Annotated in this window: 25 protein-coding genes, 2 tRNA genes and 1 pseudogene; 12 read left to right on the top strand and 16 right to left on the bottom strand. The window is 46.0% G+C overall.

All coding sequences use genetic code 11. The features are described from left to right. Positions 1 to 204: 204 nt before the first annotated feature. The gene (gene nrdA / locus B0182_RS09835; protein ID WP_078274775.1) at positions 205 to 2,481 is read right to left on the bottom strand and encodes a class 1a ribonucleoside-diphosphate reductase subunit alpha; all 2,277 of its coding nucleotides are present in this window, start codon (positions 2,479 to 2,481) and stop codon (positions 205 to 207) included. A gap of 400 nt (positions 2,482 to 2,881) precedes the next feature. Between nrdA and B0182_RS09840 the strand changes: the two genes are divergently transcribed. Further along, positions 2,882 to 4,396, top strand: coding sequence for a phosphatase PAP2 family protein (locus B0182_RS09840; protein ID WP_158079684.1), 1,515 nt, complete (start codon positions 2,882 to 2,884; stop codon positions 4,394 to 4,396). Between the two features lie 70 nt (positions 4,397 to 4,466). Further along, positions 4,467 to 5,108 (top strand): phosphatidate cytidylyltransferase, encoded by a 642-nt coding sequence (locus tag B0182_RS09845; RefSeq protein WP_158079685.1) that lies wholly within the window; start codon positions 4,467 to 4,469, stop codon positions 5,106 to 5,108. On the opposite strand, the gene B0182_RS09850 is transcribed toward B0182_RS09845, so the two are convergent. The 13 genes and pseudogenes from B0182_RS09850 to msrB all read right to left on the bottom strand — a co-directional run bounded on the left by B0182_RS09850 (position 5,079) and on the right by msrB (position 15,682). Continuing rightward, positions 5,079 to 5,882, bottom strand: a complete 804-nt coding sequence (locus tag B0182_RS09850) for an SDR family NAD(P)-dependent oxidoreductase (protein WP_078274778.1) — start codon at positions 5,880 to 5,882, stop codon at positions 5,079 to 5,081. The two genes, B0182_RS09845 and B0182_RS09850, sit on opposite strands and share 30 nt — an antisense overlap. 80 nt (positions 5,883 to 5,962) lie before the next feature. Continuing rightward, on the bottom strand, positions 5,963 to 6,757 hold the full coding sequence (locus tag B0182_RS09855; RefSeq protein WP_078274779.1) for a hypothetical protein: 795 nt from the start codon (positions 6,755 to 6,757) through the stop codon (positions 5,963 to 5,965). Between the two features lie 16 nt (positions 6,758 to 6,773). Further along, positions 6,774 to 6,929: a hypothetical protein gene (locus B0182_RS14385; RefSeq protein ID WP_158079686.1), complete on the bottom strand. Its 156-nt coding sequence runs from the start codon at positions 6,927 to 6,929 to the stop codon at positions 6,774 to 6,776. 83 nt (positions 6,930 to 7,012) lie between these two features. Further along, positions 7,013 to 8,815: a bifunctional alpha/beta hydrolase/class I SAM-dependent methyltransferase gene (locus B0182_RS09860; protein WP_078274780.1), complete on the bottom strand. Its 1,803-nt coding sequence runs from the start codon at positions 8,813 to 8,815 to the stop codon at positions 7,013 to 7,015. Positions 8,816 to 8,850: 35 nt separating this feature from the next. Further along, the gene (locus B0182_RS09865) at positions 8,851 to 9,462 is read right to left on the bottom strand and encodes a CDP-alcohol phosphatidyltransferase family protein (protein ID WP_078274781.1); all 612 of its coding nucleotides are present in this window, start codon (positions 9,460 to 9,462) and stop codon (positions 8,851 to 8,853) included. Between the two features lie 252 nt (positions 9,463 to 9,714). Beyond that, the gene (locus B0182_RS09870) at positions 9,715 to 10,344 is read right to left on the bottom strand and encodes a DUF2057 domain-containing protein (protein ID WP_078274782.1); all 630 of its coding nucleotides are present in this window, start codon (positions 10,342 to 10,344) and stop codon (positions 9,715 to 9,717) included. Positions 10,345 to 10,413: 69 nt separating this feature from the next. After that, positions 10,414 to 11,181, bottom strand: a complete 768-nt coding sequence (locus tag B0182_RS09875) for a DnaA ATPase domain-containing protein (RefSeq protein ID WP_078274783.1) — start codon at positions 11,179 to 11,181, stop codon at positions 10,414 to 10,416. 107 nt (positions 11,182 to 11,288) lie between these two features. Further along, positions 11,289 to 12,783 (bottom strand): annotated as a pseudogene (locus B0182_RS09880) (SulP family inorganic anion transporter). Between the two features lie 139 nt (positions 12,784 to 12,922). Further along, positions 12,923 to 14,020 (bottom strand): AI-2E family transporter, encoded by a 1,098-nt coding sequence (locus B0182_RS09885; RefSeq protein ID WP_078274797.1) that lies wholly within the window; start codon positions 14,018 to 14,020, stop codon positions 12,923 to 12,925. 209 nt (positions 14,021 to 14,229) lie between these two features. Beyond that, positions 14,230 to 14,306 (bottom strand) — tRNA-Asp (locus B0182_RS09890). A gap of 37 nt (positions 14,307 to 14,343) precedes the next feature. Further along, positions 14,344 to 14,419 (bottom strand) — tRNA-Val (locus B0182_RS09895). A gap of 327 nt (positions 14,420 to 14,746) precedes the next feature. Further along, positions 14,747 to 15,226, bottom strand: a complete 480-nt coding sequence (locus tag B0182_RS09900; protein ID WP_078274784.1) for a glutathione peroxidase — start codon at positions 15,224 to 15,226, stop codon at positions 14,747 to 14,749. Between the two features lie 33 nt (positions 15,227 to 15,259). Then, entirely contained in the window at positions 15,260 to 15,682 is a 423-nt protein-coding gene (gene msrB / locus B0182_RS09905) for a peptide-methionine (R)-S-oxide reductase MsrB (RefSeq protein WP_078274785.1), read from the bottom strand. Between the two features lie 138 nt (positions 15,683 to 15,820). Here msrB and B0182_RS09910 point away from each other — a divergent pair, with 138 nt between their 5' ends. Continuing rightward, entirely contained in the window at positions 15,821 to 16,045 is a 225-nt protein-coding gene (locus tag B0182_RS09910) for a hypothetical protein (RefSeq protein ID WP_147287371.1), read from the top strand. 87 nt (positions 16,046 to 16,132) lie between these two features. Then, complete coding sequence (locus B0182_RS09915; protein WP_078274787.1) at positions 16,133 to 17,713, top strand: aminotransferase class I/II-fold pyridoxal phosphate-dependent enzyme; 1,581 nt, start codon at positions 16,133 to 16,135, stop codon at positions 17,711 to 17,713. Between the two features lie 68 nt (positions 17,714 to 17,781). Here B0182_RS09915 and B0182_RS09920 read toward each other — a convergent pair whose 3' ends face one another. Continuing rightward, complete coding sequence (locus B0182_RS09920) at positions 17,782 to 19,053, bottom strand: NRAMP family divalent metal transporter (RefSeq protein WP_078274788.1); 1,272 nt, start codon at positions 19,051 to 19,053, stop codon at positions 17,782 to 17,784. Between the two features lie 348 nt (positions 19,054 to 19,401). Between B0182_RS09920 and accB the strand changes: the two genes are divergently transcribed. The 7 genes from accB to B0182_RS09955 all read left to right on the top strand — a co-directional run bounded on the left by accB (position 19,402) and on the right by B0182_RS09955 (position 25,424). Further along, the gene (gene accB / locus B0182_RS09925) at positions 19,402 to 19,854 is read left to right on the top strand and encodes an acetyl-CoA carboxylase biotin carboxyl carrier protein (protein WP_078274789.1); all 453 of its coding nucleotides are present in this window, start codon (positions 19,402 to 19,404) and stop codon (positions 19,852 to 19,854) included. Positions 19,855 to 19,870: 16 nt separating this feature from the next. Further along, positions 19,871 to 21,253, top strand: coding sequence for an acetyl-CoA carboxylase biotin carboxylase subunit (accC, locus tag B0182_RS09930; protein ID WP_078274790.1), 1,383 nt, complete (start codon positions 19,871 to 19,873; stop codon positions 21,251 to 21,253). 17 nt (positions 21,254 to 21,270) lie between these two features. Then, positions 21,271 to 21,963: a 5-oxoprolinase subunit PxpB gene (gene pxpB, locus B0182_RS09935; protein WP_078274791.1), complete on the top strand. Its 693-nt coding sequence runs from the start codon at positions 21,271 to 21,273 to the stop codon at positions 21,961 to 21,963. Positions 21,964 to 21,972: 9 nt separating this feature from the next. Further along, positions 21,973 to 22,899: a 5-oxoprolinase subunit C family protein gene (locus B0182_RS09940; RefSeq protein WP_078274792.1), complete on the top strand. Its 927-nt coding sequence runs from the start codon at positions 21,973 to 21,975 to the stop codon at positions 22,897 to 22,899. Positions 22,900 to 22,907: 8 nt separating this feature from the next. Further along, positions 22,908 to 23,669, top strand: a complete 762-nt coding sequence (gene pxpA, locus B0182_RS09945) for a 5-oxoprolinase subunit PxpA (protein ID WP_078274793.1) — start codon at positions 22,908 to 22,910, stop codon at positions 23,667 to 23,669. Positions 23,670 to 23,834: 165 nt separating this feature from the next. Then, positions 23,835 to 25,016, top strand: coding sequence for an NRAMP family divalent metal transporter (locus B0182_RS09950; RefSeq protein ID WP_078274794.1), 1,182 nt, complete (start codon positions 23,835 to 23,837; stop codon positions 25,014 to 25,016). 3 nt (positions 25,017 to 25,019) lie between these two features. Then, positions 25,020 to 25,424: an acetyl-CoA carboxylase biotin carboxyl carrier protein gene (locus B0182_RS09955; RefSeq protein ID WP_029102870.1), complete on the top strand. Its 405-nt coding sequence runs from the start codon at positions 25,020 to 25,022 to the stop codon at positions 25,422 to 25,424. 122 nt (positions 25,425 to 25,546) lie between these two features. Here B0182_RS09955 and B0182_RS09960 read toward each other — a convergent pair whose 3' ends face one another. Further along, complete coding sequence (locus tag B0182_RS09960; RefSeq protein WP_078274795.1) at positions 25,547 to 25,927, bottom strand: hypothetical protein; 381 nt, start codon at positions 25,925 to 25,927, stop codon at positions 25,547 to 25,549. A 171-nt stretch (positions 25,928 to 26,098) separates the two neighbouring features. Here B0182_RS09960 and B0182_RS09965 point away from each other — a divergent pair, with 171 nt between their 5' ends. Then, positions 26,099 to 26,773 carry a LexA family protein gene (locus tag B0182_RS09965; RefSeq protein WP_078274796.1) on the top strand — a complete coding sequence of 225 codons (675 nt, stop codon included), beginning with the start codon at positions 26,099 to 26,101 and terminating at the stop codon, positions 26,771 to 26,773. The last annotated feature ends 172 nt before the right edge of the window (positions 26,774 to 26,945 follow it).

Here is a 26,945-nt window from a genome sequence, read left to right on the forward strand (position 1 = left end):
TTCTCCGTATTTATATAAAAAGCCTAACCACTCATAGGAGTAACAGACCGCTTATTTTTTTGGTGAGCATTCTTTTAGTTTTTATATAGGTTTATTTGCGGTATTTATCTTGGGTATTATAAATAATGGGAGTATATCTACATCTTTCATTTTTTATAAAAAGCCAAAAATCAAGCCTACCAATCGATAGGCTTGATTTTAAAATCACAACTTACACGCCCCGCCTGCACAGCCGTCATCTAACTCGCCTTGGCTGTCGTCTGCTCCGTCTCGGGTGTTGTGATAATATAGGGTTTTTACGCCCAGTTTATAAGCGGTAAGCAGGTCTTGAATCATGATTTTCATGGGGACTTTTCCGCCTTCAAACTTGCTGGGGTCATAGTTGGTGTTGGCAGAGATGGACTGGTCGATGAATTTTTGCATAATGCCAACGAGTTTTAGGTAGCCGTTATTGTCAGGCATTTGCCATAACAGCTCGTATTTATTTGCCAAATTCTCAATGTCAGGCACAACTTGTTTTAAAATGCCGTCCTTTGACTGTTTGACCGACACCAAGCCCCGTGGCGGTTCGATACCGTTGGTGGCGTTGGCAATTTGGCTAGATGTCTCAGATGGCATGAGAGCCGATAAGGTGGAGTTACGCAGACCGTGCTGTTTGATGTTGGCACGCAGGGCCTCCCAGTCTAGGTGTAGTGGCTCATTGCAGATGTTATCCAAATCCGCCTTGTAGGTATCAATCGGCAAAATACCTTGGCTGTATGTCGTCTCGCCAAAGGCAGGGCAAGCCCCTTTTTCTTGGGCAAGTTTGTTCGACGCTTCTAGCAGATAATACTGGAACGCTTCAAAAGTGCGGTGGGTCAGTCCAATCGCCCCCATGTCTGAGTAGCGTGTGCCGTTTTTGGCAAGATAATAGGCGTAGTTAATCACACCCACACCGAGTGTACGACGGTTCATGCTACCATTTTTGGCGGCGATGACAGGATAGTCTTGATAGTCAAGCAAAGCGTCCAACGCACGCACAATCAGCTCGGCAGGCTCCCTCATCTCTTCTAGCTTGTCAATCTTGCCTAGATTGATGGCGGACAACGTACATAGGGCAATCTCGCCATGCTCATCATTGATGTTATCAAGCGGTTTGGTGGGTAGGGCGATTTCCATGCATAGGTTAGATTGGCGAACAGGGGCAATAGACGGGTCAAAGGGGCTGTGCGTGTTGCAGTGATCAACGTTTTGGACATAGATACGCCCCGTACTGGCACGCTCTTGGAGCATGAGACTAAACAGCTCACGGGCAGGGATTTTGCGTTTGCGAATGCTCTCGTCATTTTCATATAGGGTGTAGAGACGTTCAAATTCGGCTTGGTTAGCAAAAAATGCGTCATAAAGCCCTGCCACATCAGACGGGGAGAATAGGGTGATGTCTTCGTTTTTGATGAGTCGGGTGTAGAGTGTTTTGTTAATCTGTACGCCATAATCCATGTGACGGACACGGTTGTCCTCGACGCCACGATTGTTTTTTAGGACAAGCAGACTTTCCACTTCTAAATGCCAGAGCGGATAAAACAAAGTCGCTGCCCCGCCGCGCACGCCACCTTGTGAGCAGGACTTAACCGCCGCTTGGAACATTTTAAAAAAGGGAATACAGCCTGTGTGCTGAGCTTCACCGCCACGAATGGGTGAGCCTAACGCACGAATCGCCCCTGCATTCACGCCAATACCCGCACGCTGTGAGACGTAGCGGACGATGGCGGATGTGGTGGCGTTGATGCTGTCTAGGTTGTCGCCACATTCGATGAGTACGCATGAGCTAAACTGACGGGTGGGGGTACGCACGCCTGACATGATGGGGGTAGGCAGTGAGATGTAGAAGTTGGATGTAGCGTCATAAAAACGCTTGATGTAGTCCAGTCGCACCGCTTTATTATAGCTGGCAAATAGGCACATGCCAACCAAAATGTACAAAAACTGGGGGCTTTCATAGACTTTTTTGGTGACACGGTCTTGGACGAGATATTTGCCCATCATCTGTTCAACCGCTGCATAGGCAAGGTTCATGTCACGTTCGTGGTCGATGTAGGCGTTTAGTTCATCAAATTCGGCACGGTCATAATCTGCCAAAATGTGCTTGTCGTATTTGCCTATTTCGGTCAAGCGAGCGACATGGTCATACAGATGTGGCGGTTCATAGTCGCCATAGGCAATCTTGCGTAGATGAAAAATGGCAAGACGAGCCGCCAGATATTGATAATCGGGCGTTTCGGCTGAGATTAAGTCCGCCGCCGCCTTGATGATGGTCTCATGAATGTCACGGGTAGCAATGCCGTCATAAAACTGAATGTGTGATTTTAGTTCCACTTGCGACACGGAGACGTTGTCTAATCCTTTGGCTGCCCATGTGATGACCTTGTGAATCTTATCAAGGTTGATGGGTTCAAAGGTGCCGTCTCTTTTTTTGACTTTGATTTGGTCGATGTGTGTCATAAAATCACCCGTTTTTGTTGTAAATTGTAAAAAATTACCAAATCTCAATGACTTAGCGATTTTTCTATTTAAAAATTAACCACTAGATGTAGTAATGCATTTCTAAGGTAGCACAATATAGCCTAAAAATTTTTAAAATACTAGCTTGTATTTTGTGCCAATCTGTGATTTTGTCATTTTAACCAAACTTGAAAAACGTACAGAAAAGACAGGATAAGGCTTTGAGGCTTGTCAAGAGATCGATAAAATTTTTTAAGAAAATTTTGTAAAGAAATTGGGCAAATTTTCATCAATTTGTCGGACAGACGATTATCAAATTTTTGATAAATTTTATAAAAATTATAAAAAACCAACCAGTCGGATTTTTTAAAATAAGGTAAAAATAGGTGTATAAATGGGTATGGATTTGTTTTTACTTGGACTATTTTTACTTGACTTTGGGATGAATTTGGCATTTAATGCAGTTTATTTGTACACATTGGCAATCATGAATGATGACCTAAAACAGCGAACGATGGCACTTGTCAAGGCATTGGTGCTATTTGGGCTAGCATATCCCCTAACCAATGACTATACGCACGCTTTGATGTCGCACACGCCAACAGCGGTGGGGTCGGTGGCAAGTCGCTATGATGTCGTGCCATTTGTGGCGTGGGCGATAGTGCCTTATGGTTTATCCTTTGTGTTGTTTGTGCTGAGTTTTTATGTGGTGTCGTCTGCCATGCTGTCTCGGCTGTTGCACCGTTTGGTGCTTGGGACGTTGGTGGCGTGCCTGTGCTTTTATGTTTATCCTTTGGTGTTTGCCTATGATAGACCTGTCATGTCGGAGCAGTGGCGGTGGGCGTATGAGCTGTTGTCGCTCGTGGATAAGCCTTATAATCAACTGCCATCCTTGCACGCCTGCTATGCACTGCTGTTTGGGGTGAATTTATGGCATGTGGTGCAAGGGCGGTGGCGTGGTCTGTATCGTGCAGGGCTAAGTCTTATCTGTGTAGCGATAGCAGGAGCAACGCTTTTTACGTGGCAACATCACGTGGCGGACGTGGTCGCAGGGCTTGGGCTTGCGGTGGTGGTATTGGTGGCGGAGCGATGGCTTCATGCCTTACCACACATCACAGGGCGAGCGATGATGAAGTTTATCACGCTTGGGGTGCTGTGGTTTTTGGGGTGGGCGGTCGTGCCTGTCTTGGTGGGTTATCAAGGTACGGCGTGGGCAATGATGGCAAAAATTATGGGCATGTATGGCTGTTTGGGTCTGTTCTCGGTGGCGTGGCTCTATGCCAAGCCGTCATGGATAACCAGTCTATTAGCCAAACAGACGGATAAACATCATGTTGGTGCATTTCGTTCCAGTGCGTACGGATTGGGTTTACCCATTATCATCATTTATAAGCTCATGTGGCGACTGGCGTGGGCGTGTCATTTTGTGTGTCATGACATTGGCAGGCGAGCGATTCACACCCAAGCGTTTACCATTATGGCAATCGGTCATCTGTCTGATGATGTGCTAGATGAGTTAAGCCAATACGCTGGGCGATATCGGCAGATACTGTGGGTAGATGTCTGTGCGGAGATGGCATCTGATTTTGCCCATGCTGGGCTACTGGCGGATAAGAGAACAGTGACAAAGTGGCAGTATGTTAATCTTGGCGTGATGGATTTGCAGTATTTTGATGACACCATTATGAACAATGTCAAGGCGTTATATGATGATATCAAGCAAGCAGACGAGCCTAACACACTCATTATCTGCCAATGTGCGATGGGACAATCTAGGAGTGTGGCGGTGATGATATGCCTGCTTGCCTTGCAACAGGGTATTTGTCCACATCGACTGTCCGTGCAGGATAAAGAGATGATGGATTCTGTGCTGTCGTCCTATGGCAAGCACCGTGCGCGGGGGTTATTGGCATGAGTGAATATTTATTATTACTCTTAATGGCGGTTGTCTTGCTTATCATGTTGTTTATCAAATGCTTGGGCAAATGTCAGGAGGTTTATATCAAACAGTGCGGTCATGGTTTTGGCTGTTGGCAGTGCTGTGGCTTGCCTTTATACTTGGGCGGTATGGCGTGGCGACATTGGGCATGCTGATGAGTGCTATTGCCCTGTGGGAGCTGTGGCGAGTGATTAAGGTGTGGACATGGCGTGATGGACTATTTGTGGGTTATATCGGACTGTTTGGGCTGGCGTGGGTGTGGCTTGCCTTGACCGTCAAGCCTCTATCCGTGCTGTTGTTTGTCCTATTTGCGGTGCAGGTTTGCGATGTGTGCCAATATCTCATGGGGCGAGCCTTTGGTCATCGCCTGTTTGCTAGCAAACTTGCCCCCAACCTTAGCCCCAATAAGACCATTGAAGGAGCGGTGTTTGGCGTGCTGTTGATGATGGTGCTAAGCCTACCCGTGGGGCAAGTTTTGACTGATTTTGGCATGGGTCAGTTGGTACTATTGGCGGTGTCGCTTGGGGCGTGCGGTATTGTTGGCGATTTGTTAGAATCTAGTGTCAAACGCCGTCATCAGGTCAAGGACATGGGGGTGTGGCTTGCAGGGCATGGCGGACTTTTGGACAGAATGGATAGCCTGCTTGTGAGCGTGCCACTATTTGCGGTCTTGATGGTGGTACTGTAATTGCATGACTTTGGCAAGTAAGGGACGAGGCAGGGCGGTCAGGAGCTTGGCAATGGCTTTCATGGGTTTGGGAAAGACGTGTAGGGCGATGTCGTTATGTATGGCGTAAATGATTTGATGGACGGCTTCTTGTTCGCTGATTAAAAATGGCTTGTCGGCTCGTCCGCCATGCAACTGCCTTAATGTCGCTGTGTCAACATAGCCACAAGCGATGGCGATGACTTGTATGCCAAATGGAGCAAGTGCCATGCGATAGGCGAGCGTGTCTTGTATCATCGCACGCTTGCAGTGAGCGTATAGGCTTGCCCCTTGAAAGTCAAATAGCCCTGCCACAGATGAGATGGCGACCAAACTTGTGGGCGTGGCGAGCGTGATGTGATGAATGGTTTGTTTTTCTTGAACTTGTTTTTTGTGAATAAGACGCTCACTTGCCCAAGCAAACACCGCTTGAAAGGCTTGCAAATTTAGCATGAGCATATCATGGCTTTCATCGGCACTAAGGGCTTGTTTGCGTTCGGGATAATATTTACCAATGCTATAAATCAGCTGAGAAAAAGGCGTATCTAGCCGTTTCAAGAGTTCATCCCGCTGAGTACGACAGCGGACATCACAGCAGATGGCGGTGATGTTGTCAAGCTCTAAGATGGCTTGTACTTTGTGGGGATTGCTACCAATGACCGTAACCAGATTGCCTTGATGGGCGTGCCATTTGGCAAGGGCAAGACCGATACCGCTCGTATCGCCAAAGATGATGATGGTTTGGGGGGTGTTCATTTATTTATGCCTTTTGATTTAATATAAGTAATTGATTTATAGAGTAAAATTTTAACTTTCTCTTAAAATAATTGCCCAATTCACTCATCACAACACAGTCCTACATCATAGCCATAGGCAAACTGCTCAGCAGTGATTTGGACAAAAGTATCAAAATCATGATGATATGCCAAAATACGCCCTTGTCGAAGATTGGGTTTTTTGTCAAATAAAGGGCGGACACGGCGATAATCTTTGGTATCTAAATGGCGTATTTGGGGGTTATTTGCCATATAATCATGCACATCTTGCAGGCGAGCATTGGGCGAGAAGCCAAAGACGTGATGAATGGCAGGTTCGGCAAGCACACGGTCAAAGGGGGATTTTGGTTCAGCATACACCACATCGGCAAGCTGACAGGCAAGTTCAATGGGTGTCAAATCCATGACTCCGCCCATAAGACAGCGGTCATCATGACATAGGGGTGGTAAATAATACATGTCCGTGATGGACGCACGCACCATGACGGACAAGGGCAGATTGGTCGAATGATAATCGGCACAAATGAGCGGTGAGTAGCGTGCCATGATGTTGGTCGGGGTTAGCTCTTCAAGGGCTTGCCAAAGCAGGGGGTTTGACGTCCACAGTAGCCCTTGCCATTGATGATGGGCGTGAATACGATTCAGTTGACTGGCGAGAATCAGAACGTGTGTGGCGGACGGCTTGGAGGTGGGTTCATCAAAACGCCAACAGGGCGTGTGCGTTTCGCCGTCCACATGACCGATGGCGTGATGGGTGAGGTTGCCGATGAGTTTGTCCGTCAGATGAGTGTGGCGGATAGGACGGTTAAGTAGATGAGAGAGTTGATAACCACACCAACGTTTTAGGGCAGGCATGAGATACTGCCCATAACTATCTGTTCATCACAGCGATAAGCGACTGCCGACTTGTCTCTGACGAATCGGATAGGGCTTCTAATAACAGGGCGGTTGCCATTGCTCCGCCACAGTTACCAATCACCAAATCAGGTCGCCTGCCTGTATCGCACAACGCCTGATAAATCCCCAAATAATAACCAAAGCGTCACCCCCCGCCTGCCATGAGTAGGGCTCGGCGATAAGGGAGTTTTGTAAGGGGCGGTGTGTTTGTGGTCATGGTTGGGTAGGAAGTTTGACCGCCAAAGACACGCTAAAAATGCCAAACTCATCAATTCGCATATCAATCCTTTTAAAGCCTGCCTGTGCAACCAATTGGTCGATTTCGGCTTGTGAGCGACATCGCATGACCCAATCTGTGCCTTGATGGCTGTTTAGGGTTTTGCCGATGAATTCTTGTTCGGGGTGCCACGGCTGATTGGTGTATAGCAGATAACCGCCGTCTGATAATTCTCGGTGCATACCACTTAGAGCGGTTTGGATAAGGGTGTTATCCGAGAACAACTCAAACAGCCCTGAGACGATGGCGATGTCGTTATCAGATGAGTGATAGCTGTCAGCACAAAAAGCGTCTTGCTGGCTGATGGTCGCTCGTGGTGACAGACCTTGTTTGACAGCTTTATCCTTCATGACGCTGACATTGTGTGAATCATAATCTCGTAGCGTGGCGGTCAGTGCGGGATATTTATGCAGAAGTTCAAACGCATAATAACCATTACCACTGGCGACGTCCAACAGTTTGATGGGCTGTTTGTCAGGGTGTGCGTTAAGGTGTTTGTCAATGGCAATCTCTGCCAATTCTAACAGATGAGCTTTGCGAATGCGAATGCCACGCCAACCGATGTTATTTAAATAAAAATTATCAATGAGCTTGCCCACACCGAACTTACCACGTGGTTCATTTTGATAAACCTTATCTAGCGACACGCCCGAATCAAAGCCGTGTGTTACCCCCGCTGATACTCCGTCACTGACATGTCCAAAGCGTTCTATCATAAATTTAGTCATGGCAAAACTGGGGTTAAAGCCTTTTGCCATGAGTGTATCGACTTTGTCTTTACTAAAACTTTGGGCGTGTGTGGTTGGGTTGTGGGCAGATGTCAAGTCCACAGTTTGGGGCGGGCTGGCAAAAAGCTCATCGGTAAACGCCAAACAGTCGGCAAAGACGTCTTGTTTATTGACTTCATGAAAAATGGCGTGAAAACTTTTGGGATAATACGCCCAACGCTTAATGGGCGAACGAATGCGGTCATAAAAGGTGCGTATCGCTTCTTTGTCCACGACATAATCCTGACCTGCACACAGTATCATGGTTGGTATGGTAATGGCACCTGCGTCATCGAGCAGGCGTACTCCTGTTTGTAGGGAGTCGATGAGCAGGTCGCGAGAGATACTTGATGAGATGAGTTTGTCAGCGTGGTATTGGCTTTGGGCTTCTTTGTCGTGTGTGAGCACTTGGGCTTTGACATAGCTTGACACACGAGACATGACTCCGAGTTTTTTGGCGACTTTGAGTGCTGGCAGGGCAAAGGGGACATACAGACGAATGGCAAGGGCAGGCGTGCCGAGTATCATGCCACGAATGTTGGGGGCGTAGTCATGTACATAGGCACTGGCAATGACCGCTCCCAAACTACTGGCGATGAGTACAATCTGCTCATCATTGGCGTGCGTTTGGGCTTTAATGACTTTTAAAAATTCATCTAAATCACGCACCAATTGCCCAAAGCTCTCGGCATGGTCTCGCTCACCGCCTGAACGTCCGTTGCCCCGTGCGTCCCATGCAAAGACTTGATAGCCTTGTTTGACGAAGGCATGAGCTATGTCGGTCAGCCTTTGTGAATGTTCATGCCCACGATGGAGCATGACGATGATTTTTAGGTCATCACGGTCGCCATCATGGTCATAGACATGCTCTGACTTGTCGGTGAGCCAGTATCGATAGAACATGGCCGTGCCGTCGTAGCTATTAAACGTGCTGTGATATTCATGAATATTTGCTGTGCTGATGGGTTGCATGATAAATCCTTATTAACTTTGTCGGTCTTGCAAAACTACTGTTGATTTGTGGAGCGATGGCAGATGATGGCTTGCCCACGATTGATGATGGTTTTGATAAGTAACAACTGGGCGATGACAAGAATTAGGCGTTCATAGCTTAGCTCTTTATCCAGCCCCTTTATCAGTCCAAATATCCCCAGTGCCAAGGCACGGTCGCTTTTTCCCAAGGGTCCATGATTGGCACGCTCGCCCGTGAGCAGGGTTGCCATGATGGCGGTTAGCTCTGTTGCTAGCGATAGGGCGGTGATGAAGACAAGATGGGCAGGGTGATTGGTGTGTGGCAATAGCCCCAAAAAGAGTGCGGTGTCTGAGACCATATCGCCACTTTCATTGAGCCATGCCCCGAGCGTACTGGCTTGTCCGTGTTCTTTTGCCATCATGCCATCGATGGCATTCATTGCCATGCGGACAAACAGCCCTGTGGGTAGTAGATACCAGTAAGCCTTATGGTGTTTTGCGTGACGGGCAATCAGATGAGCCGTGATAAGGCTTAATATCACCGCCGATAGGGTGATTTGATTGGCGGTGAAGCCTTGTTTGATCAGCGTGTTACTGATGGGGCGAAGTTTGTTTTGAAACGCAGTTTTTAATTGATAAACAGACATGATATGGCTACATCATAATATAACAGTGTTTTGTATTTTAACAAACTTTTAGAGCGTTGTGGAAATTATTTTATTTAACATAATCTATTTTTTAAATTTTATTTTAAAAAGAAAACTACACATCAAATGAATCATTATATTTTTAACCATGGAGAATTGTTTTTTGCTTAATTTCAAAATCATCTCCTTGGCGTATGCAGTTTATAGCCAACAAAAAAGCCGTCCAAAGACAGCTTTTTAAAAATGCTTAAATCATTTTTCAACCCATTGACGGATTTTTTCACGTTCTTCGGGGGTAGCGTTGAGCCACAGTTGCATAAAGCCGTCTAGGTTGTCCTTGGGGGCGACCATGGTTGGAGCGGTGGGCTGCGTGGGGGTTTGGTTAAGGGCGGCGATGGCTTTTTGGTTGGCTCGGGTAGCATCGTCACGACCGAACAGTCCGCCAATGCTGTCGCCCAGTGTTGATAAAATGCCCGTGCGACTCTCTACGGTCTGCTCAGAAGCCAATACTTTGCCATTTTGGCTGATGGCAAGGGTAGGGGCTTTGGCGTATTCTTTGGCGTCACGGTAGTTGCTTGGCTGATTTGGCATGACCAGCTGATAAGTTTGGTTGTCCGCTAGGTCGGCGGTGATGGTAACGTTACCTGATTTTAGGTAATCATGCTCGCCACGAGGCAAGTCAAATAAGCGGTCATAGCGAGCAGTAATGACATGGCGACCAGCGTCAAGGGTAAGCTCACGTTTGAGTGGTTGCAAGGCTCCGTGTTTAATCTCTTGCCCGTTGATGGCGGTTACTTTAATATGCTCATCCACGTTCAGGCGTACCTCAGCAAAAGCAGGGGTGGCAAGTGCGAGAGCGAGCAGTAGGCTTAATTTTTTCATGGTATTTCCTATTGGGTGGGGTTGCAGAAAGTGAGAAAATGCTAATTATTTAAAATCGGTAAAACAAAATCAGCCATCCATGTCATCGATGTAGTCGCCCAGCTCCAAAAGTAGAGTTTCTTTATCGATGATTTTTTTGGTGTCTTCTAAGGTTTTTTTGCTCACGGGCGTGCGTGCCAATCGTGTGAGCAGGGGCGAGATACTGTCTAGCACACTCATCATGTCTGTGGCATTATAAGGACCATCGCTGACCAGATATTCAAAAATAACAGGGGGCAGTCGCCAGTTTTTACGTCTTAGAATGGACTTTAACATTGCCTCACGGTCGGCAGGGTTATCGCCATCGGGCAGTTTAAAGGCAGGGGCAAGCGACAGCCGTGTGAGCAGGTCGAGCAAGTTAATGTCCAGCTCACGGGCAGGGTCGTTAGCTAGGAACACAAGCTGTTTTTGTTCACGTCTGACTTCATTAATCAGATGAAACAGCCCCTCTTGCCATTCATGACTGCGTGCTACTGCCTCGACATCATCTAGTATCACAAGGTCGAACAGCTGTAAGCCTTGTAGGGCGGACGCGTCATCGCCCTCGCTCTCTATCATCTTGTCAAGCGATAGACTGATGGCGGTTTTGCCTGTTTTGGTGTATTCGTTATAAATGGCGAGAGCGAGATGGGATTTGCCAGAGCCTTTTTTACCATAAATAAAGATTTCAGGCAACTCGCCTTGGCAGAGCTTTTGGGTGGCGATGATGACTGCTTGATATCCCACGGACGTAAAATCCGAAAGCCGAGATTCCTCTTGTACGTCAAGGTCTAGGGCGGACTGAAAAAGGTCGGTCATGTAAGCTTGGTATCCCAAAGTTTGCTAGAATCGCTCAGTGGTTTTCAACTGATTTAAAAATGTGCTATATATATCAAATTTTTGACGGTTTTGCAAGTCATATCGCCCTAATGCTCAAAAATAATATCCTTGCCATCATGTTTGTCATGTACGCCAAATTTACCCACCAAGGTTTTGCTCGCTTCATTTAGCCCAAAAACTTCTACCGATACGCCTTTTTTGCGGTATTTCATGACGATTTTGTCAAGGGCGGATACGGCTGTTACGTCCCAAAAATGAGCATAAGTCAAATCAATGCTCACCGCCTCAGCAGGCTTATCAAAATCAAACTGAGCGACAAATCGGTCAGCACTGGCAAAAATACCTGCCCCACCACGCCATAGGCAAGCGTGGTCTCATCTGGCGCGGGTAAGGATTGTACCGACATAAGGCGACCGATTTTGTTGGCAAAAAACAAAGACGCAAGTAGCACGCCTGCTCCCACCCCAAGGGCTAAGTTGTGGGTATATAGCACGATGGCGACCGTGGCAATCATAACGATATTAAAGCCCAAGGGGTGCGTTTTTAGCTCTTTGACCGACTGCCAATTAAACGTGCCGATGGACACCATAATCATCACTGCCACCAGTGCTGGCATGGGAATGACACTTAATACATCGCTCAAAAATACGACCATGATGAGTAAAATCACACCCGCCAACAACGTGGATAGCCGTGTGCGACCGCCTGATTTGACGTTGATAACCGATTGCCCAATCATCGCACAGCCTGCCATGCCCCCAAACAATCCTGCTACGATGTTGGCGACCCCTTGCCCTTTGCATTCTTGGTTTTTGTCGCTTGTGGTGTCGGTCATCTCGTCCACGATGGTTGCCGTCATCAAGGATTCGAGCAGACCCACCGCCGATAGGCTAAGTGCATAAGGCAAAATAATCCACAGCGTATGCAAATTCAAGGGAATGTCAGGCAACAAAAACATAGGCAACGTATCGGGCAACTCGCCCATGTCGCCCACCGTCCGCACATCAAGTCCCATCATCACGCTGATGACGGTTAAGGCGACAATGGTAACAAGGGGCGATGGCAGGATTTTGCCAAGTTTGGGAACATAAGGAGAAGCATAAATAATCCTAAGCCCGAGTGCAATCAAAGCATAAGTTGTCATGCCACGCCCCAAAATCTCAGGCAGTTGTGCCATAAAAATCAGTATCGCCAACGCATTGACAAAGCCCACGACCACCGCACGGGCGACAAATTTCATAAGATACCCGACTTTTAAAAAGCCAAAGATGATTTGTATCACGCCTGTCAGTAGCGTGGCGGCGAGCATATATTCTAGCCCATGATTTTTGACAAGACTTGCCAAGACAAGTGCCATCGCTCCTGTGGCTGCCGAAATCATGGCAGGACGACCACCAAAAAAGCTAATCACCACCGCAATGCAAAAGGACGCATACAGCCCCATTTTTGGGTCAACCCCTGCAATGATGGAAAAGGCAATTGCTCTGGAATGAGAGCAAGGGCAACCACAAGCCCTGACAGCACATCGCCACGGACGTTTGAGAACCATTGGTCTTTGGTAAAGTGGTTAAAAATATTCATCAGTTAAGTCAGTACAGTGTCAAAAATCGCCTATTATAGCGTATCTGCCACCCAAACCCAAATAACCGCCCAAAAAAATAATGGCAAAGACAAACCCTGCCATTATTTATTTTTTAAAAATCGATAGTGGTTTAAAAACTTACCACAACGTCAGCTGTTTTTGCCCTTTATACCAATCACTGTCCAGATAAGCACAGTACGCATGATGAAACAGAACGTTTAAAATTGCCGACACGGGCAGGGCGATGAGCATACCAACAAAACCAAATAAGGACGCTCCTGCCAATACCGAGAAAATCACCCATAATGGTGACAATCCAATTTTATCGCCAAGCAGTAGGGGTTGTAATACATAGCCTTCCATCGCTTGACCGACCATAAACGCCCCAATGATAAGACCGATATAAATGGGGTCAAAACCAAATTGAAACAGCCCCACGACAATCGCTACGATAATTCCTACACCAAAACCCAAGTACGGCACAAAACTTGCCACGCCTGCCCCGATACCGATGAGCAGTCCGAATTTTAGTCCGATGAGTTGTAGTTGTATGGCATAAATCGCCCCAAGCAGTAACATGACACTAAGCTGACCTTTGATAAAGTTCATGAGCGTGGTATCGCAGTCTTTGGCGATTTCTAGGGCTTTTTTCTGATGGGGTTTAGGCATGGCATGCAGCCATGAATTTAGACGTTTTTGCCAGCCGATGAGAAAATAAAAGGTCAATATCGGTACCATTACTGCCATGCCAACATTATTTGCCACTATTATGCCCGAGTTTAGCACCTGCTTGATGAGCAACTGAGCATCCGTCACCTGATAATTTTTCTGAGCGTACTCAATGAGTGCATTTGAGATGACATCAACTTCAAGGGGCATGGGACGTCCGCCCATGTGCTGACTTATCCATGTTCTTGCTGTGGTGTTATACCACTCTACAAGCAAGGGTAGCGACTCCCACGCCAAAGTGATTTGTTGCCACAATACGGGCACAAACCACACAACCAACGCCCCCGTCAGTAGAATGCTGGCAAAATACACCACCACAATGGCAAGCATGCGATTCATGTAGCGAGCCAATCGTGTTACCAAAGGGTTTAGCATGTATGCCAAAATAAACGCCGCCACAAAAGGCAAAATCACCGCACGCATGAGATATAGGGCATACAGAAAAACCACCCAAAACAGCACAATCAGTATTCGGCGAAAAAAGGGGTCAAGGGTACGATGTCGCATGATAAAATAGCACAAAAAAGTGGACAAATATCCGCCTATTTTATGCTATTTTTGCCAAAAGAGTAAGTTATTTATGATAAATTTTGTAAAAATAATAAAATGAGTTTTTTAAAATATTTTTAAAAATTTATAGGTAAATAATTGACAAATACAAAAAATCCCTAAGTCAGGGGAGACTTAGGGGATAAACTGGAAAAACCAGTTAAAAATGGCGCAGCGGACGGGACTCGAACCCGCGACCCCCGGCGTGACAGGCCGGTATTCTAACCAACTGAACTACCGCTGCTAAGGTCGCTAATCTTTTTTACCATAAAAGATTTAAATGGTGGGCGGTAACGGATTCGAACCGCTGACCCTCTGCTTGTAAGGCAGACGCTCTACCAACTGAGCTAACCGCCCGAACTTGACTTACTTAACTGTTTTAATAAACAATTTGGTCTTGGTTCAGAAAGTATGCTACAAGGAAAACCGTTCGTGGTGAGCTTGTCGAACCATAACGGTTTTCCTACCCTTGGACAGGCTCAGGGCGAATGGAAAACCTAGTTCAGCATACTTTTTAGACTACAACCAACAATTCAAACCATGTTTATTTGTTATGTATGTCGTTCGTTGTGGTGCGTATTATATAGATTTTTTGGTGGGTGTCAAATAGTTTTTGCAAAAAATTTTAAAATTTTTTTATAAGTATTTGATTTTTATTAAATTAAAATCTATAAAATTTGCTTGTTAAGCCAATGCCTTGATGATGTCATCTTCCAAACTCTCAGGCTTGGTGGTGGGGGCGTAGCGGTCTAGCACCTTGCCATGACGACCGACCAAAAATTTGGTGAAGTTCCACTTGATTGCATCAATCAAAATTCCGCCTTGCTCACGTTTTAAAAACTCAAAAATCGGGTGAGCGTTGTCGCCATTGACATCAACCTTGCTCATCATCAAAAAGTCCACGCCATAATTGACTTGGCAAAAATTAGCGATGCCATTTTCGTCATTAGGCTCTTGTCCGCCAAACTGATTGCAAGGAAAACCGATGACAACCAAGCCTTTGTCGTGGTATTTTGTGTGTAATTCTTGCAAGCCTGCAAGCTGTGGTGTAAATCCGCATTTGCTTGCGGTATTGACAATCAGTAGCACTTTACCGTTAAAATCGGCAAAATTAACGACATTGCCACGAATGTCGGTGGCGGTAAAGGTATAGATGGTTGTCATGATTTATCCTAAATTATTGATAATTATCAAAAATTATTCATTTTCAAGATGAATGGACGCCGAGTTAATGCAATATCTCATGCCTGTGGTCTCCCTTGGTCCATCTGGGAAAACGTGCCCCAAATGCCCGCCACAGTTGGTGCAAGTCACTTCAATGCGTCTCATGCCATGCGATAAATCCAGCGTTTCGGTCAGGGCGGTGTCGTTGATTGTCTTGTCAAAACTTGGCCAGCCACAGCCTGAGTGAAATTTGCTACTACTGTCAAACAGCCTGGCGTGACAGCCCTTGCAATGATACACGCCTGCCTCGAATACGTCCGTATAAATGCCCGTAAAAGGACGCTCTGTTCCCTTTTGGCGTAGGACGTAGTATTCATCGGGGCTTAGGCGGTTTTGCCAGTCGTGTTCGCTCATGTGGGCGATGTCGTTGGCGGTGAGTGCGTGAGATGATGACATGATTTTCTTCCAAAATACTTGCAAATAATGGTAAGTGTATCATAAAAAGACCGTAGAACAAATTGCTTTTTGTAACGGCAACAAGTATCATAAGAGCATGACTGATGATATTTGGGGTGAATAATGATATGGTCTTGCATGGTAAGTCTAATGGTGGCATTTGCAATCAGCGCCAGTATTTCTAAACAAAAAACAACCAAAGTAGAGATGTATTTGGTGCTGGCAATCACCCTAATCTCATTATTTGTTTATGTGTTGGTTGCCAGTTTCTTTTGGGGATTTTCATGGTTGGTAGCGATACTGGCTGGGCTGTGTACGGCTTTATTGCTCACCAATCGCTACTATGAACTGTCTGGATTGTGAGGCTTAAACCACCCAATACGCCCCACCCAAAAATTTTCTTGCAAAATTAGCCAATTGGGCGTATGATAACTGCAACTTTTACTTGCAATGACCGCCATAACCACCAATACCCACTTACCAAATACGCCCACCACGCAGGGTGAACGCCTAAAACAGCTTAGAAAATCCTTAGGATTATCCGCCCAAGCCCTAGCCGATAAGCTAAACGCCCACGGTGCGTCCGTCAGTCGTGGAGCGATTGCCAATTGGGAATGCGACAAAAATGGTATCACAAGTAGCAAGCTCCCCATAGTCGCCCAAGTGCTAGGCACGACCGAAAATTATCTTTTGACAGGTAATGTGTCGACGAATCCAACCGTCAATAATGCCAGTCAAGAGATTGATTTACAAGATAATCTATCAAATTTACACAACCATTCTTATAAGGTAGCCCCCATGAAAGCCCTAAAAAAATCTGCCAAACTTTCTAACGTCTGCTATGACATTCGTGGCGAACTTTTGCAAACCGCCAACCGCATGGAAGCCGAAGGTCAGCGTATTATTAAGCTTAATATTGGCAATCCTGAACCGTTTGGACTGTTGCCCCCTGATGAGATTGTGCAAGACGTGGCGATGAACTTGCAAAATGCGTCTGGATACTCCGATTCTAAGGGGATTTTTTCGGCTCGTAAGGCGATTTTGCAATATTATCAAGCCAAAGGACTGCTGTCAGCGACCGATGTCAACGATGTGTATATCGGCAATGGCGTGTCGGAACTTATCGTCATGACCTTGCAATGTCTGCTTGATGACGGCGATGAAGTGCTTATTCCCATGCCTGACTATCCGCTGTGGACAGCGTCCGCCAACCTAGCAGGGGGCAGGGCGGTTCATTATCGCTGTGTGGAAGAAGACAACTGGCATCCTGATTTGGCGGATATTGAGAGTAAAATCACCGACAAAACCAAAGCCATTGTCATCATCAATCCCAACAACCCCACAGGGGCGTTGTATAGCAAGGAAATCTTAGAGCAGATTGCTGATTTGGCGGTAAAATACGGCTTGGTTATCATGGCGGACGAGATTTATGACCGTATTTTGTATGATAATGCTGTGCATACGCCCATGTGTACGATTACCGATAAGACGCTGGTTTTGACCTTTAATGGCTTGTCAAAATCGCACCGCATTGCAGGCTATCGCTCAGGCTGGATCATGTTGTCGGGCAAAAAAGACCATGCTGGCGACTTTATAGAAGGCTTGACCATGCTCGCCAGTATGCGACTGTGTGCCAACGTGCCTGCTCAGTACGCCATACAGACGGCAATGGGTGGTTATCAGTCCATGCAGGAGCTGACCGCACCGACAGGACGACTGTACAAACAGCGTGAGATGGCGTTCTCTCGCCTAAATGCTATTAAGGGCATTAGCTGCACCAAACCGCAAGGGGCGTTTTATTGCTTTGCTAAGATTGATAGAGAGGTTTATCCCATTGAAAATGATATGAATTTTATGATGGATTTGCTTATCCAAGAAAAGGTGCTGATGGTGCAAGGCACGGGCTTTAATTGGGATAAGCCCGACCATTTTAGGGTCGTATTTTTGCCCAATTTGATAGATTTGGAAGATGCGATGGATAGATTGGATAGATTTTTTGCCAATAAGCGTAAGGAGTTTGGCACGGAATAGGGTAGGGTATTTGCAAAAACAAAGGACGATTGATGTCGCCCTTTTTTTGATGTGTTTTTTTGCAAGTTTTAACCAATAATCCCAAAAAACTGCAATAAAAACAATCCTGCAAATCCCGCCAAAAAAGCAATGCCAAGCAGGGCATAAATATTCATTTTTGGGGTGAGTAGGTTTTCAGATTTTGCTAACGAGTAGTTAAGGTAGGCAAAAATCGGAGCGGAGACAAAGGAGCTAATCATCGCAAATTTAAGTAGGCTTGCCATTTGTCCTGCAAACACATTAATCAAGATAAATCCACCAATGACCATAGCGGTCGTCCAACGCATGACGTATTTTTCGGTAAGCTTGGTCGTACCTGTTTTGATGAGCGACAGACTCTCGGCATTGGTACGCCCATAGCCGTCTGCACTCGTGATGACCGTGCCAAACATGCACAAAAAAGCGATGAATGCCACGAGAATTTTTGACCAACTACCGATTGTTTCTGTATACATTTGTACAAGCTGACCGATGTAAGCACCGCCTTTGGTGGCAATCTCTTCGCCTGTGCCGTATTGCACAAACACGCCAAGCGTCAAGAAAAATAATGCCAAAATCGCCGATGTAAAATAGCCCACGTTAAAATCTACCACGCCTTGAAACTGGCTTGTGCGGTCGGTGCGGATTTTTTTGGCAGTCCACACAGATGTAATGACCGAAAATTCAAGTGGAGCAGGCATCCAACCCATAAGAGCGATGATAAAGCCCAAAGACGCCAAGTTCCAAGGCGACATCGACACAAAATCAGGAGCGACTTCTTTTGGCGACATACCTGCGATGATGACCGCCAAAATGGTGGCAACCGTCAATGCCAGAATAATCCACTTTGAGATATTGTCCAAAACCTTATAATGCCCTGCAATGAGTAGCCCCCATGAGACGGTCATTACAATGATGGACAGGATAAGTGGATTTAGCTCAAAAGGCAAAATAAAGCCCAAAATGGTCGCACAGAGCAGGGCGACTGCCCCTGTGGTAATCACGCCTGAGACGACAGATAAGCCAAAAAACGCCCAAAGGTAGGCTTTGGATTTTTTGGCGTAACCCGCCACGAGACTGTCGCCTGTTTTGTAGGCGTATTCTGTGCCAAAGCGGTAAAAAGGGTACTTAAAAAAGTTGGCAAGCACGATCATAATGGCAAGTTGCCAACCGTACAACGCCCCAGCTTGGGTGGATGATACAAGGTGCGAACCGCCAATGGCGGCAGATGCCATTAAAATGCCAGGCCCGAAGGCTTTCCAAGTGAGTTTTTGTGTTTGTGCATTGGTTTGTGGCGATATGCTTTGTTCGGCTGTTGTCATGTTTATTCTCAAATAAAAAATCTATAAATCAACAGAGATGAAAAATATGGGTAAATAAGATAACATGCTTTTTTTAAAATAAAAAGTGAAGGATTTTTAAGATAGGTTGAATAATAATGATGGCGTTTGAGAACTTTCTTCCAATAAAATTTTTCCCAATATGGTTGGATCAATGCAATAGAATGAAAAAATTTTGCACATCTATCACAAATCAAAAATTTCAAATAAACATCAAGTAAAATCAGATACTTGTATTCAAAACATATGTAGAATCTGTCAAAATGTCTAGACAAATTTGCAAAATTTTTTTATAATCGCAGTCCCACCCACACATTTTTAGGGATAATAATGAACATCGATTTTGACAACTTAGCTCGCCTTATCAAGCTGACCGAGACCGCTCAAATTCACTCGCTAGAAATTCAAGACGGCACTCAAACCATCAAACTGACCAAATACCCATCCGATACACCAGTTGCCCCCATTGGACAAACCGCTCCTGTGCCAACAGTTAGCACAGCCCCCACCAGAGCCACCCAAACCCCCAACAATCCAAGTGCTAAGCACACCATCACATCGCCCATGCTGGGGACGTTTTATCGCAAATCCGCCCCAGATAGCCCGAATTTTGTGGAAGCAGGCGACACCATCAAAGCAGGCGACACCTTGTGTATTGTAGAAGTGATGAAAATCATGCACGAGGTCAAGGCGGACAGCGATGGTGTGGTGGCTGAGATTTTGGTGGAAGAAGGCGACATGGTGGAATATGATGCACCATTATTTGTCATCAATAATAAATAGACAATAAGGACAGTCCATGAACCCAACCCCCTTTAAAAAAATTCTCATTGCCAACCGTGGTGAGATTGCCCTAAGAATTATCCGTGCTTGCCGTGAGCTTGGTATCAAATCGGTGCTTGTACATTCTACCGCCGACAAGGACAGCTTGCCCGCTCGTCTTGCCGATGAGACGGTGTGCATTGGCAGTCATCTGCCCAAAGACAGCTATCTCAATCAGCGTGCCATCGTATCGGCAGCCGAGCTGATGGAAGTGGACGCCATTCACCCTGGTTATGGATTTTTGAGTGAAAACGCCGATTTTGCCGAATTTGTTAGCGAGCAGGGGTTTGTATTTATTGGCCCTACCGCCCAAAATATCCGCATGATGGGCGACAAAGTTGCCGCCAAAAACACCATGATAGCATCAGGCGTACCGTGCGTGCCAGGCTCTGATGGGGCGTTGCCCGATGATGACAAACAAATCATCAAAATCGCCCAAGATGTGGGACTGCCTGTCATCATCAAAGCCACTGGCGGTGGCGGTGGTCGTGGTATGAGAGTTGTTGAGAGTATGGACGAGCTGTTGTCTGCGGTTGCCATGACCAAAAAAGAAGCAATGAGTGCCTTTGGCAATCCTGTGGTCTATATGGAGCGATACCTAAAAAACCCACGCCACATTGAAATTCAAGTCATCTCAGACACTCATGGCAATGCCATTCATCTGGGCGAGCGAGACTGCTCCATGCAACGCCGTCATCAAAAAGTCATCGAAGAAGCCCCTGCTCCCTTTATCAGCGATGATAAGCGTGCCAAAATCGGTCAAGCGTGTGTTAAGGCGTGCCTTGATATGGGCTATCGTGGGGTGGGAACGTTTGAATTTTTGTATGAAAATGGGGAATTTTTCTTTATTGAGATGAATACCCGCATTCAGGTAGAACATCCTGTTACCGAGCTTGTAACAGGCGTAAACCTTATCGCCGAACAAATCCGAGTGGCAGAAGGCTATCCCTTGCAATTTACCCAAGACGACATGCAGCTGACAGGACACGCCTTTGAATGCCGTATCAATGCCGAACATCCGTTCACACTCATGCCATCGGCAGGGACGGTAAGCTACTGCCATCTGCCTGCAGGCTATGGCACACGAGTGGATAGCCATCTTTATACGGGCTACAAAATCCCCGCCTATTATGACAGCTTGATTGGCAAGCTATGTATCCACGCACCGACAAGAGAGCTTGCCATCGCCAAGATGAAATCTGCCCTAACCGAGCTTGACATTCAAGGCGTACAGACCAACAAAGCCCTACATCAAGCAATGTTTGATGATGACAGCTTTATAAAAGGTGGTGTGAGCATTCATTACCTCACCCATTGGCTTGACAATTATCAAAACAATCAGCCCAATCACAAAAACTAGATAAATTTAGGCAACTTATGGACACAAACACCCAATGGATAAGCTCATCAGAAAGCACCTTTGTACTATTTTTGGGTGGGCAAATCAGCCTTGACAAACAAAAACTGTGCTGGGCATTGTCTCGCCATCTTGACACTTGCGCCGATTTGCCTGTAAGTGAGACGGTGGTCGGCATGAATGCCTTGACGATGTATTTGGATAAAGATGTACTTTATCAAAATCCAAGTAATCTTGCCATTTATCAAAAACTACTAAATGAAATTACCCATGACTTTGTTGGCTCATCGGGCAGTTTTGATGGCATAGATGGCAAGCACGTGGACATTCCTGTCATTTATGGCGGAGAATATGGGGTGGATTTGGCGGACAGTGCAAAAATGCTGGGCATGAGCATTGATGAGCTTGTGGCACGTCATACCGCACCGCTTTATACCGTGTATTTTATTGGCTTTCAGGCGGGTTTTCCCTATCTTGGGGGGCTGCCTGATGAGCTACACCTGCCACGCCACGCCAAACCTCGCACCAAAGTCCCACAAGGCTCAGTGGGTATTGGTGGGGCTCAGACGGGCATTTATCCTTTTGAATCGCCTGGGGGCTGGCAACTTTTGGGGCGGACGAACTTGCCACTTTTTGACAAAACACACAACTCCCCAACGCTACTGCAAGCTGGCGATACCTTGCGTTTTGTGGCAACGGACATTTTGGCATAAGGATAATTCATGTTAACAATCAATACATTATCCGCCCTTGCCAGCATTCAAGATTTAGGACGCACAGGCTATCTGGGGCTTGGCATTGGACGATGTGGGGCGATGGACGGCTTGTCCTTACAACTTGGCAATGCCTTACTTGGCAATGATACTCACTTGCCTGCCCTTGAAATCACGCTTGGCGGACTGACCGCTACATTTACCAAAGACACCACGTTTTGTCTGACGGGAGCAATTTTTGATGGCACACTTGATGACAGGCGTGTCATCGCAGGCTATCGTTATTTTGCCAAGCAGGGGCAAGTTTTGACCCTAAAACGCATGACAGATGGTATGCACGGCTATCTGTGTGTGCAAGGCGGATTTGATGTGGCACACGAGCTAGGCTCGGCAAGCACCGACATCAAGATACGCCTTGGCGGACTTGGTCGCTATGTGATGGCAGGCGATGGCTTGCCTTATCATACAGGGCGTGAGATGAAATCGATGGGCGTGGCAAATTTGTACCAATTTGGCAAATTGACCAACATTCACGTCATTAAAAGTAGCGAATATGACAAGATTGTCCAAGGGCGTGATGAATTTGGCGAACAAATATATACATTATCACCAAACAGCAACCGCATGGGCTATCGGCTAGATGGTACGCCATTAACCTTTGACAAAATCGAGATGAATTCGCACGGCGTGGACTTTGGCATGATACAAGTACCGCCCGATGGCAAGCCCATTGTCCTGATGGCAGATGCTCAGACCACAGGCGGTTATCCCAAGATTGGGGCGGTCATTGGGGCGGATTTGGGCAGATTGGCTCAGGTGCGGTTTGGTAATCAAATTCGCTTTATCTATGTGGACGCAGACACCGCCCTACAAAAGATGGCAACGTATCACACCCATCTACATCAAGTGGCAAGCATGGCAAAACGCTTTAGATAGGAGAGCATATGACAACGATTGATTTGAATGCGGACGTGGCAGAAGGATTTGAATTTGATGAAGCACTCATGCACATCATCAGCTCAGCAAACATCTGTGCAGGGCTACACGCAGGTGGGGCGGTGTGCATGGCACAAACGCTTGCCTTTGCCCGTGATAATGGCGTAAGCATTGGCATGCACCCAAGCTATGACGACCGTACCAACTTTGGGCGTACCAATCACAATCTATCTGCCGATGACGTGCGTTCTTTGTTGTTTTATCAGTTGGGGGCGACTGTGGCGGTCTGCCAAAATATGGGGCTTACCCCAAGCTACGTCAAGCCACATGGGGCATTGTACAACCAAGCCAGCACCGACCCCACCCTTGCCAAGACCATCGCCCAAGCGGTGTATGACTTTGACCCCAGCCTTGCACTCATGGGCTTGTCTGGCAGTCAGCTTATTCATGCAGGCAAACAGGCAGGCTTAAAGGTCATCTGTGAAGCCTTTGCCGATAGGCGTTATAATGCCGATGGTACGTTGGTTTCACGCACCTTGCCCAACGCTTTGATAGAAGACGACAACGAAGCCATCAATCAAGTGGTGCGTATGGTGCAAGACGGACAAGTGGTGGCGGTGGACGGTTTGGTCATCAATGTGCAAGTGGATAGCATTTGTTTGCATGGCGATGGCAAGCACGCCCTAGATTTTGCCCAAAAAATCAAACAAACCTTACTTGAAAAAGGCATTGGCATTGCACCCAAATACAACCCAAAACCTAGCATTTAATGCGTTTTGTAAGGGCAAATGTAACTCGCCCCTACAAAAGTATTTTTTAAAATGTAGCGTTGGTGTAAATTGAAGTTAATTTACCATAATTGCCCAATCATCAATAATTTACAATTTTAAGTTGAGATTGAAGCAAAACATCATTAATTGGTAATAAGGACATTTATGAAAAATTCTACCAAAAATTCTGCCATCTTAGGGGCGGCGTTCTTGATGGCAACATCGGCTGTTGGCCCAGGCTTTTTGACCCAAACCGCCACTTTTACCGAAAAACTAGGAGCAAGCTTTGGCTTTGTGATTTTGGTGTCCATCTTGATGGATATTGGCGTACAAATAAACGTCTGGCGAGTGATCGCCGTCTCAAAAATGAAAGCTCAAGAGATTGCCAACCTTGTCATGCCTAGCATGGGCTATGTCTTGGCAGGGCTTATCATCATGGGCGGACTTGCCTTTAATATTGGCAACATCGGCGGGGCAGGACTTGGCGTGCAGTCTATTTTTGGCATTGACCCCATCATTGGGGCGTTAGTGTCAGGTGTGATTGCCGTTGGGATTTTTTTAAGCAAAGAAGCTGGCTCATTGGTGGACAAATTCACCCAATTTATGGGCTTTGTGCTGATTGCTCTTATCATCTATGTGGTATTCAACACCAATCCGCCCTTTGGCGAAGCGGTCGCTCGCACTGTTGTTCCCGAAAAAATTGATGCGATGGCGATTGTTACCTTGGTTGGTGGTACGGTTGGGGGTTATATTACCTTTTCGGGGGCTCACAGATTGCTGGATGCTGGCATTACTGGCAAAGAAAATCTGTCTGTCGTCTCAAAAAGCTCCATTCAGGGCATTTTGGCAGCGTCCGTCATTCGGGTGTTCTTATTTTTGGCGTGCCTTGGCGTGGTTACCTCAGGCGTTGCCATGATGAAGGACAACCCTGCTCTTACGCCCTTTGTGCATGGGCTTGGCGACACAGGACGGATTATTTTTGGTATGGTGATTTGGGCAGCGTCCATCACATCGGTGATTGGCTGTGCTTATACATCGGTATCATTTTTGACCAATTTTCACGCAGGTATCGCCAAAAACAGCCGTTATTTTATCATCGGTTTTATTGCCATCTCAACGCTTATTTTTGCAACGATTGGCAGACCTGCCCAAGTGCTTGTGCTTGTGGGTACGCTAAACGGGCTTGTACTGCCGATTGCCCTTGTGGTTATTTTGCTTGCTGCCTATCGCAAAAACATCATTGGCGATTACAAGCACCCTGTCTGGATGGCAGGCTTTGGCTGGATTGTGGCGTTGGCAATGTCCATTCTTAGCGTGATGACAATTTATAAATATTTGGCAGGATAAATCATGAATTTTGAGATAATACAACGCCTTATCGCACTTGCCGAGACAAGCGAACTTGGGCAAATTGAAGTTACAGACGGCACAGAGCGTATCAAGGTAGTTAATACCACAAAGACTTCAATGCCAATAGCCCCAAAAACCATGAGCCTAGCCCCGCCTTTGGGCGATGATGCCAACAATGCCGATGAATCAGCCATCATAAAAGCGGCAAGTGTGGGCAAGTTCTGCCTTGATGGGATTGCCCTAACCACAGGCGATACCATCAAAGCTGGCGACACAGTGGGGGGCGTGCTTGCCCTTGGTGTACTCACCCCCATCATAGCCGATAAATCGGGAGTTTTGCATGACTACCTTGTCAAAGCTGGCGATAAAGTAGAATGGGGGCAGGCGGTGTTACGTTTAGCATGACTTCATTTGGTGATATTGATTGGCTGGGATGTTATTAAAAAGGCAATGAATACTCATCGCCTATACAAGCTTGAATTGTTAAAGTTTTAATTTAAAAAGAAATGACATTGAAAAGGGTAAATTTAAAACCCAGCTTTGACAAACATCAGTGCCACGCTGGATATTATCATGACAAACAAGGTTAGGCTAAACGCTTGATAAACCAAAGCCAATCCTTGTTTGACTTGGTAAAATTTGGGCGTTTTTATGCGAATGTTTTTAACACTGCTCTTATGGTAAAATACCACATTATTACCTGTGATGTCTTGTTTGATATGTAATAGCGACTGTCGAATGTCTTGATAAAGCATTTCTAATTGCTGACAAATGACAATAACGACTTGCAATAAATAGCAGATTAGTTGTATGATATAATTTCTTATGGGGCGTAAAGATTTTTTGCCCTGTGAATGTGCCACGTGCTGAGTGGCGTCATAATTAACCATGTCATAAGATGTACTCATCGCTAATCTCACTATCAAATACAAAAAAGGACGTCAGTTTAATGCTGTGGGACAAAACTGACGAATTATCTTGAAAGTATACAAAAATCGGCTAAAATTTTATTTGAATACTGTTACAAAAATCAAGATGATGATATAATAACACAAAATTTTTAAAAAACAAGCAATTTTATGAGCAAAAATGACCAAATCTTAAAAACTGTCCCAGGCCCCACGCCAAATAACAGTTTCAAAGACAAAGGGGCGAGCGAAAACTCTCATGGTGGTAAGCGAAAAGGGGCAGGGCGAAAGCCATCTGCCATCAAGACGGTCGTCAAACGGGTGCCGAGTATTTTGGTGCCGATGATAGATAAGATGACTGAGAACATGATGCAGACATTGGCAAATTCAGCGGTCATCAAAAGCCCTAATGTGCCACTTGATGCCATGATACCTGCCAATGATGACACAGATATGTCGGTGCTGATGAGTCTTGCCAAGGTGCCAGCAGGTTTGCCTGCTTATAACGACGGGCAAAGCGAAGAGATTAATCTTAATGACTATCTGGTCGGGCGTCAGAGTGATACGTTTGTGGTGCGATGTGGGGGCTATTCAATGTTGGATGCTGGCATTGATAAGGATGATTTGCTCATCATTGACCGCTCGGTAGAACCAAAGCATTTTGATATTGTGATGGCAGATTTGGGCAGTGAATTTACCATTAAACGCTTGCACAAGTTTAAAGATGGGCGACTGGAGCTACATTCAGAAAACGAAGCTGACCCACATCCCAATTTTAGTTTTAAAGATGGCGACCATATGATGGTTGTGGGCGTGGTCATGCACGTGATTAAGAGTTTGCGGTAAACACGCCTGCTTTTTTGAGTTAAACTCGTACATAATTAAAAATGTGCGAGTTTTGATATAGATAAAAAGCGTAAGATTTGATAAAAATAACAGCATGGAAATTTGAGTGAATCTATGCTATAATTAGTGATATTTTACTTCGCATAATAGTTATTATGTTAAATAGCAAACG

The organism is Moraxella bovis (assembly GCF_002014975.1).
Taxonomy (GTDB): Bacteria; Pseudomonadota; Gammaproteobacteria; order Pseudomonadales; family Moraxellaceae; genus Moraxella; species Moraxella bovis.

Bases quoted from the DNA above. Each gene is read 5' to 3' on its own strand.
- B0182_RS09960 (WP_078274795.1), bottom strand. From the start codon at position 25,927: ATGAGTACATCTTATGACATGGTTAATTATGACGCCACTCAGCACGTG.
- B0182_RS09900 (WP_078274784.1), bottom strand. From the start codon at position 15,226: ATGACAACCATCTATACCTTTACCGCCACCGACATTCGTGGCAATGTC.
- B0182_RS09845 (WP_158079685.1), top strand. From the start codon at position 4,467: ATGTCAGGAGGTTTATATCAAACAGTGCGGTCATGGTTTTGGCTGTTG.
- accC (WP_078274790.1), top strand. From the start codon at position 19,871: ATGAACCCAACCCCCTTTAAAAAAATTCTCATTGCCAACCGTGGTGAG.
- B0182_RS09860 (WP_078274780.1), bottom strand. From the start codon at position 8,815: ATGCAACCCATCAGCACAGCAAATATTCATGAATATCACAGCACGTTT.
- B0182_RS09865 (WP_078274781.1), bottom strand. From the start codon at position 9,462: ATGTCTGTTTATCAATTAAAAACTGCGTTTCAAAACAAACTTCGCCCC.
- B0182_RS09840 (WP_158079684.1), top strand. From the start codon at position 2,882: ATGGATTTGTTTTTACTTGGACTATTTTTACTTGACTTTGGGATGAAT.
- pxpB (WP_078274791.1), top strand. From the start codon at position 21,271: ATGGACACAAACACCCAATGGATAAGCTCATCAGAAAGCACCTTTGTA.
- B0182_RS09955 (WP_029102870.1), top strand. From the start codon at position 25,020: ATGAATTTTGAGATAATACAACGCCTTATCGCACTTGCCGAGACAAGC.
- B0182_RS09910 (WP_147287371.1), top strand. From the start codon at position 15,821: ATGGTAAGTCTAATGGTGGCATTTGCAATCAGCGCCAGTATTTCTAAA.
- pxpA (WP_078274793.1), top strand. From the start codon at position 22,908: ATGACAACGATTGATTTGAATGCGGACGTGGCAGAAGGATTTGAATTT.
- B0182_RS09875 (WP_078274783.1), bottom strand. From the start codon at position 11,181: ATGACCGACCTTTTTCAGTCCGCCCTAGACCTTGACGTACAAGAGGAA.
- B0182_RS09915 (WP_078274787.1), top strand. From the start codon at position 16,133: ATGACCGCCATAACCACCAATACCCACTTACCAAATACGCCCACCACG.
- B0182_RS09940 (WP_078274792.1), top strand. From the start codon at position 21,973: ATGTTAACAATCAATACATTATCCGCCCTTGCCAGCATTCAAGATTTA.
- msrB (WP_078274785.1), bottom strand. From the start codon at position 15,682: ATGTCATCATCTCACGCACTCACCGCCAACGACATCGCCCACATGAGC.
- nrdA (WP_078274775.1), bottom strand. From the start codon at position 2,481: ATGACACACATCGACCAAATCAAAGTCAAAAAAAGAGACGGCACCTTT.
- B0182_RS09920 (WP_078274788.1), bottom strand. From the start codon at position 19,053: ATGACAACAGCCGAACAAAGCATATCGCCACAAACCAATGCACAAACA.
- B0182_RS09885 (WP_078274797.1), bottom strand. From the start codon at position 14,020: ATGCGACATCGTACCCTTGACCCCTTTTTTCGCCGAATACTGATTGTG.
- accB (WP_078274789.1), top strand. From the start codon at position 19,402: ATGAACATCGATTTTGACAACTTAGCTCGCCTTATCAAGCTGACCGAG.
- B0182_RS09965 (WP_078274796.1), top strand. From the start codon at position 26,099: ATGAGCAAAAATGACCAAATCTTAAAAACTGTCCCAGGCCCCACGCCA.
- B0182_RS09850 (WP_078274778.1), bottom strand. From the start codon at position 5,882: ATGAACACCCCCCAAACCATCATCATCTTTGGCGATACGAGCGGTATC.
- B0182_RS09950 (WP_078274794.1), top strand. From the start codon at position 23,835: ATGAAAAATTCTACCAAAAATTCTGCCATCTTAGGGGCGGCGTTCTTG.
- B0182_RS09870 (WP_078274782.1), bottom strand. From the start codon at position 10,344: ATGAAAAAATTAAGCCTACTGCTCGCTCTCGCACTTGCCACCCCTGCT.
- B0182_RS09855 (WP_078274779.1), bottom strand. From the start codon at position 6,757: ATGCCTGCCCTAAAACGTTGGTGTGGTTATCAACTCTCTCATCTACTT.